This is a genomic window from Acinetobacter tandoii (genome assembly GCF_008867985.1).
Lineage (GTDB): Bacteria > Pseudomonadota > Gammaproteobacteria > Pseudomonadales > Moraxellaceae > Acinetobacter > Acinetobacter tandoii.
The window spans coordinates 66,007-72,225 of record NZ_VXLD01000014.1 but is presented as its reverse complement, the minus strand read 5'-3'; the positions used below and the strand labels follow the sequence as shown (position 1 = coordinate 72,225).

The 6,219-nt window shown below is 36.8% G+C and carries 7 protein-coding genes; 3 read left to right on the top strand and 4 right to left on the bottom strand.

Annotated features, from left to right (window positions below; genetic code table 11):
* The first annotated feature begins 204 nt into the window (after nt 1-204).
* Nucleotides 205-1,491, top strand: coding sequence for a mechanosensitive ion channel family protein (locus F4W09_RS15160; RefSeq protein ID WP_104442088.1), 1,287 nt, complete (start codon nt 205-207; stop codon nt 1,489-1,491).
* Between the two features lie 98 nt (nt 1,492-1,589).
* On the opposite strand, the gene F4W09_RS15155 is transcribed toward F4W09_RS15160, so the two are convergent.
* From F4W09_RS15155 to F4W09_RS15140, 4 genes are all read right to left on the bottom strand, one after another.
* Nucleotides 1,590-1,910 (bottom strand): hypothetical protein, encoded by a 321-nt coding sequence (locus F4W09_RS15155; protein WP_151505272.1) that lies wholly within the window; start codon nt 1,908-1,910, stop codon nt 1,590-1,592.
* 116 nt (nt 1,911-2,026) lie between these two features.
* Entirely contained in the window at nt 2,027-2,638 is a 612-nt protein-coding gene (locus tag F4W09_RS15150) for a LysE family translocator (RefSeq protein WP_151505271.1), read from the bottom strand.
* 282 nt (nt 2,639-2,920) lie between these two features.
* A complete protein-coding gene (locus tag F4W09_RS15145) occupies nt 2,921-3,115 on the bottom strand; it encodes a hypothetical protein (RefSeq protein ID WP_016168054.1) in 195 nt (64 codons plus the stop codon).
* A gap of 212 nt (nt 3,116-3,327) precedes the next feature.
* A complete protein-coding gene (locus F4W09_RS15140) occupies nt 3,328-3,555 on the bottom strand; it encodes a hypothetical protein (protein ID WP_151505270.1) in 228 nt (75 codons plus the stop codon).
* 304 nt (nt 3,556-3,859) lie between these two features.
* Here F4W09_RS15140 and F4W09_RS15135 point away from each other — a divergent pair, with 304 nt between their 5' ends.
* Together F4W09_RS15135 and F4W09_RS15130 are read left to right on the top strand one after the other, a co-directional pair.
* The gene (locus F4W09_RS15135; protein WP_044739804.1) at nt 3,860-5,713 is read left to right on the top strand and encodes an ABC transporter ATP-binding protein; all 1,854 of its coding nucleotides are present in this window, start codon (nt 3,860-3,862) and stop codon (nt 5,711-5,713) included.
* Nucleotides 5,713-6,165 carry a MaoC family dehydratase gene (locus F4W09_RS15130; RefSeq protein ID WP_044739803.1) on the top strand — a complete coding sequence of 151 codons (453 nt, stop codon included), beginning with the start codon at nt 5,713-5,715 and terminating at the stop codon, nt 6,163-6,165. Before F4W09_RS15135 ends, F4W09_RS15130 begins: the two co-directional genes overlap by 1 nt.
* The last annotated feature ends 54 nt before the right edge of the window (nt 6,166-6,219 follow it).

Sequence of the window (6,219 nt, the reverse complement as noted above, 5' to 3'; positions counted from 1 at the left end):
ACTAATATCTATCTTATTCAACGCTTTGAATAAATTCCCATATTTGTTTAATTATTTTAATAAGAATGGGCCGTATTCAGAATTTTTAGCGCATCAAAGAACACTGAAAAATAATGATATGTTTAAAAAATGTTATTCAACTTCAATCAAAAGCTATTAATTTATAAAATATCAATTAAGTAAAAAATTACATTGAGGAAAATTTTGGAGCATTTCACTTTTATTGAACGTATTACAGCGTGGTCAAATCAATATGCTTGGTTAGATATGTTTTTATCATTAAGTCTATTGATATTACTCGCGATTTTAACCAATTTTATTGCGAAAAAAGTTGTTGTTCGCGGTATTCGTAAAGTGATCTCCAAATTAAAGTTTGCCAATCATGATATCGTTACTCAGCATCATGTCATTAGTAGAATTGCCAATATTGTTCCTGCTCTAGTCATCATGAATGGGATTGTGGCCATCCCTCATCTATCTGTGAAAATTATTAGCTTGGTTCAAATGGCAGCTCAAGCTTTTATCTTTCTTACTTTTGCACTTGCAATCGGTGAAAGTTTAAATATCTTTAATGCAATTTATCAGCGTAACCCCAAGTCTAGAAACAAGCCGATTAAAGGCTATTTACAGTTGGTGAAGCTGGTCATATTTGTGGTCTGTGCTTTGATGATTATTGGTACATTCTTGAAAAAAGATGTATTCACCTTGTTGGCTGGTTTTGGTGCCATGGCAGCAGTATTGATGTTGGTGTTCCAAAATACTATTTTGTCATTAGTGGCTTCTGTACAGATTTCATCTTATGACATGGTCCGCATCGGAGATTGGATTGAAATGCCTTCTTTAAATGCAGATGGTGATGTCATTGATATGTCATTACATACAGTCACCGTTCAGAATTTTGACAAGACTTTTACCACCATTCCAACCAATAAACTGGTGACCGACACCTTTAGAAATTGGCGTGGTATGGCGCAGGCAGGTGTTCGTCGCATAAAACGTGCAATCTTTATCGATCAAAGCAGCGTGCACTTTATGGATAAGGAAGAACAACAGAAACTGAAGGAGTTCTTACTCCTAGATCAGTATTTAAATACGAAACAAGAAGAAATAGAAGAATTTAATTTGCAACTCTCAAATCAGGCCATTTATAACCAACGTCGTCTGACCAATTTGGGTACATTTCGTGCCTATGTTGAGTTTTACTTAAAACAACATCCTGGTATCGCACAACATCAAACGATTATGGTGCGTCAATTACAACCAACCAGTGAAGGTCTACCTCTGGAAATTTATAGTTTTGCCAACACTACAGTATGGAAAGATTATGAAGCCATTCAAGCCGATATTTTCGATCATTTAATTGCAATTTTACCTGAGTTCGGTTTAAGAATTTACCAAGCACCGTCTGGTTCCGATATGAAAGTTTTAGCACAACATTCGGTACATGCACCGAATGACTACCTGCTAGACCGTACTAAATCGCATATTTAATCGTATATGTCCCCTTGCTTTTTGAGGGGATTTTTTAACTCAAATGTATTATTCAAGGAACCAGTAAAATACTTGATTTAAATTGTTCTGCCCGAAAATTATTCACTGGCTTCGGCATGTTCACAATAATCAAAATATTCTAATTTAAAACTTTCTACAGCTTGCTGCTTTTGGGTATCGTTGAGAAGTATAGGTACATCATAAGCATCTTCTACAATTGCCTCATACAGCTCTCTTACACCATCTTCATATTCAAGTGCAATACTTTTTTGGACACTAAGAGGCACATCATCTTGTCTTTGCTGCATCACATTCCCTGCGACAATCGCAATTGCTTCGCAAAAGCTGATATTGTCTTGAACAGAGGCAAATAGCGCTCCAGAATACAAACAGCAGCAACACATTATTATTATTTTCATAATGCACCTGTTTTATATGCTTTAGTTGTATTTTAACAAGCAAAACGTGAAGCTGTTGTAATTTCTTGTTGGACCAAAACAAAGTTACAGCCTTTCTTTTTTCTCCTCAACTTGAACTAACGCTTACTCATTACAAGCTTGATAGCAAATAACAAGAAAATAGTTCCTGTAATTTGATCTAAACGTCGAACAATTTTGGGTTGTTTCAAAAATCTGGAAATTGGCTGCATCATGAAAATAAGTATACTTGACCAAAGTAAACCCAATACAACATGTATCGTAACCAGTCCCATGATCCAGAAAAATGGAGTTACATCGCTAGGAATAAACTGCGGTAAAAAAGTGACATAAAACAGTCCAACCTTAGGATTAAGAATGTTGCAGAAAAATCCTTTAAGAAAATAGTTGGTTGTTTTCTTAATTTCTATTTGATTTTCTAAATGACTGCGTGGCTTTATTAATAATTGTAGACCTAACCAAGCCAAATAAGCTGCCCCTATCCACTTTAAACAGTTAAAAGCGAGTTCTGAGGTGGCTAATAATGCACCTAGTCCACATGCAACAATAATCCCCCACACCATACATCCAAAGCTAATTCCTAATGCCGTTTGAAATGCACTTTGATGGTTTTCAAGTGAGGCTGTGCGAATAATTAACGTAGTATCTAAACCAGGCGTAATCGTTAAAATAATAATCGCTATAGTAAAGGGTATGAGTATTTCAAGCATGTCTAACTCACTTCTTAAGTATGAGTACAATGAATAGTGGATTCATTCCGATTTGGCAAGTTTTTACTTAAGCTCTTAATATAAAAAGTATTGTATAAAGATAGTATGAACACTTCATTCTACTTTTAAGAATTTGCAAGCAGCTAATCTTACATTCAGACCAAGTATTCCGTTCCGATCCTGTAATTAATTCTGTAGCAAATGCAGAAATTAATGAATAAGGTCTACCTAAATAGATCTTATTCGATATTTTTTGAAGAGCGGGTAAAGATGAAAAGAAAATTAATGTGTATTTTTTACTTCCCAAACAGAAGTGACTTCAGCACCGTCTATAATAAAATCAACAACGAGACCATCAATCGGTAAATTATTCGGATCATTCCATTGCTCTACAGCAAAATAGAACCATTCACCACATTCATCACGAATCATCCCCAATTGTGTTTGGGAGTCGTATCGTTCTACACTTCCTCTCATATTGTCACCTTTATTATTGATTCAATTATTTAAGTTAACAATTACAGGATTTTAAAGTTATCAATAAACCTGTATCGATAAAAATATTATCATCTTTTTTTCAAAAAATACGACGCTTTGCACATTCTTTTAATAATTTTCGACTGTGTCTGCTATGTTGCAACAAATTTTAATCGAAATCACTTTCGTCTATTTTCAACTCAATTGTCTCATTATTTGACCTGAAAATAGTGTTTATCCGTGACTAAGGTAATTTTGAGTTTTTTATAAAATCTAACGATTGGATTTTCAGTCCCTTTCATGATCTGGTCTGTGAATTTATCATCTTGCATAAGCACCGCGTAAGTTTTATAGCCAAAAACTAACTCGCTTGGTATCTTTCCACTTTGTGTAAATTCATCAATTTGCTTATTTATTTTCTTCACCGATAAATCATTCATTGGGTTTCTAAGTCTCATATTTGTCTTACTTTTTTATAATTTAAATATGTGACAAAAGTGTGAACACCCCCGTGATCTGCACGCTTAGACTTTGTGATGGTGAGTTAGATTGATATGGATTACAATGAATCCCAACAGATTTTAGTTGTTCTCCCGCACGTGAAAATCGCGTTAAATAAAACTTTTCGTCTTCATAATCTGTTATTTTTGACAAGATAGCCCATACTTTTTCTTGCAAAACTGGTAATTATCTTATTGTTTTTTAATTTTAAAATTATGCAACTTTATCAAGAGGTTAATATTAATGCTTAGATGGTTCGAGAAGCGAGTAGATCCCTATCCTAGCAAAGGTTTAAAAGATCCACTGCCTACAACTTTCTTTGCATTTGTCTGGAGTGCATCCAAAGGTGTACGACCTTATTTGCTTATTTTGGTACTTTGTACTGCTGGTGCTGCAAGTTTTGAAGCCCTGTTGTACGCCAAAATTGGCGATTTAGTCAATTGGCTCAGTAAAAGCCAACCCGATACATTCTTGGCAGAACATCGTCAAAACTTAATGTTACTTACCATGATATTACTCGGTAATATCTTTTTTGCGAACTTCCAGTCTATTATCAAACACCAAATTCTGTTTAGTAGCTTTCCAATGCGTCTGCGTTGGAAGTTCCATAATTTATTATTACAACAAAGTCTGGACTTCTTCCACAATGATTTTGCAGGACGACTTTCTGCGAAAGTCATGCAAACAGCCCTTGCTGTACGTGAATTCTGGATGATTTTGGGTGATATGCTGGCTTATGTCCTAATCTACTTCTTTACAGTCAGTATTGTACTCGGCTCAATCTCCCCATTTCTAATTATTCCCCTATTGGTCTGGTTGGCTTTATTCCTACTCGCAGCTTGGTACTTCATTCCTAGACTCAGCAAAATTTCCAATGAACAAGCCGATGCGCGTGCAGTGATGACAGGTCGAGTCACCGATGCCTATACCAATATTCAAACTGTTAAACTGTTTGCTCATGCAGGTCGTGAAAGTGAGTATGCCAAGTCATCAATGCAAGAGTTTATGCGCACGGTCTATAAGCAAATGCGGTTGGGTTCAGGCTATGAAATTAGCATTAACTCGCTCAGTATTGTGCTCTACGTCGGTGTACTTGGCACAGCATTATGGTTGTGGCTAGAAGGTCGTGCAGAGTTGGGCATTATCGCGGCAACGACTGCTATGATTTTAAAACTCAACAGCATTGCTGAATTTATGATGTGGCAAACTTCTGCTTTATTTGAAAATGTCGGCACCATTCAAGATGGTATGAAAACATTAGGGCGTCCGATTAGTATTCAAGACAAACCGAATGCCACCACACTTGAGGTGAAACACGGCGAAATTAAGTTTGAAGATATCTGCTTTGCCTATAATGAAAAAAATGTCATCGATCACTTTAATTTAACCATACGCCCAGGTGAAAAAATTGGCATTGTTGGTCGCTCCGGTGCTGGAAAATCTACGCTCATTCAATTGTTATTGCATTTTTATACCATCAACCAAGGTCGTATTTTAATCGATGGACAAAATATAGAGGATGTAAGCCAAGATAGCTTACGTAAAAATATTGCCTTAGTGACACAAGATACATCGCTATTGCATCGTACAGTTGCGGAAAATATTAAATACGGACGCCCAGATGCCAGTGATGCAGAAATGTATGATGCAGTTCGCAAAGCCAAAGCAGAGGATTTCATTCCACAACTGACTGACCTTCGTGGTCGTAAAGGTTATGAGGCTTATGTGGGCGAACGTGGGGTTAAACTTTCGGGTGGACAACGTCAGCGTATTGCTATTGCGCGGGTATTTTTAAAAGATGCTCCTATTCTGATTCTTGATGAAGCAACTAGTGCCTTAGACTCTGAAGTAGAAGCAGCAATTCAGTCCAGTCTGGATGATTTAATGCAAGATAAAACGGTTATTGCAATTGCGCACCGACTTTCTACGATTGCGCAAATGGATCGTTTAATTGTGCTCGATCAGGGGCGAATTGCCGAACAAGGTACACATGATGAATTGGTTGCTTTGAATGGCATTTATGCGCAATTATGGCAACGTCAAACTGGTGGTTTTTTAATTGAACAACATGAACTAAAAAATAAGGATAGTGCTTGATGTTGTATTTGGAAGATCTACATGTAGGGGATCGCTTTATCAGTCGTGCCTATGAAATGACTGTAGATGAAATTAAGCAGTTCGCGCATCAATTTGATCCGCAGCCTTTTCATACCAATGAGATCGAGGCAGCGAATCATCCAATTTTTAAAGGCTTGGCTGCCAGCGGTTGGCATACTTCCGCAGTTACCATGCGACTTTGGACAGAATGCTTTCCTGTAGCATATGGTTTAATTGGTTCCGAAGCACAAGTGCGTTGGCCAAGACCGACTCGCGCAGGCGATCAAATTCATGTCGAGGTAGAAATTACCGAAATCAAACCGTCAAAATCCAAACCTGACCGAGCTATTGTGAGTTACACAACTGAAACGCTCAATCAAAATGGTGAAGCGGTATTACTCGGCAATACTAAAATTTTAGTATTTAGTAAGAATTATCAACCTGATCTTTAAAAGACGATGATTCTAAAATCACGTGTGGTTTTAGAATCTGCTTTGTTCAGTTTG

Bases quoted from the DNA above. Each gene is read 5' to 3' on its own strand.
- F4W09_RS15155 (WP_151505272.1), bottom strand. From the start codon at position 1,910: ATGAAAATAATAATAATGTGTTGCTGCTGTTTGTATTCTGGAGCGCTA.
- F4W09_RS15150 (WP_151505271.1), bottom strand. From the start codon at position 2,638: ATGCTTGAAATACTCATACCCTTTACTATAGCGATTATTATTTTAACG.
- F4W09_RS15145 (WP_016168054.1), bottom strand. From the start codon at position 3,115: ATGAGAGGAAGTGTAGAACGATACGACTCCCAAACACAATTGGGGATG.
- F4W09_RS15140 (WP_151505270.1), bottom strand. From the start codon at position 3,555: ATGAATGATTTATCGGTGAAGAAAATAAATAAGCAAATTGATGAATTT.
- F4W09_RS15135 (WP_044739804.1), top strand. From the start codon at position 3,860: ATGCTTAGATGGTTCGAGAAGCGAGTAGATCCCTATCCTAGCAAAGGT.
- F4W09_RS15130 (WP_044739803.1), top strand. From the start codon at position 5,713: ATGTTGTATTTGGAAGATCTACATGTAGGGGATCGCTTTATCAGTCGT.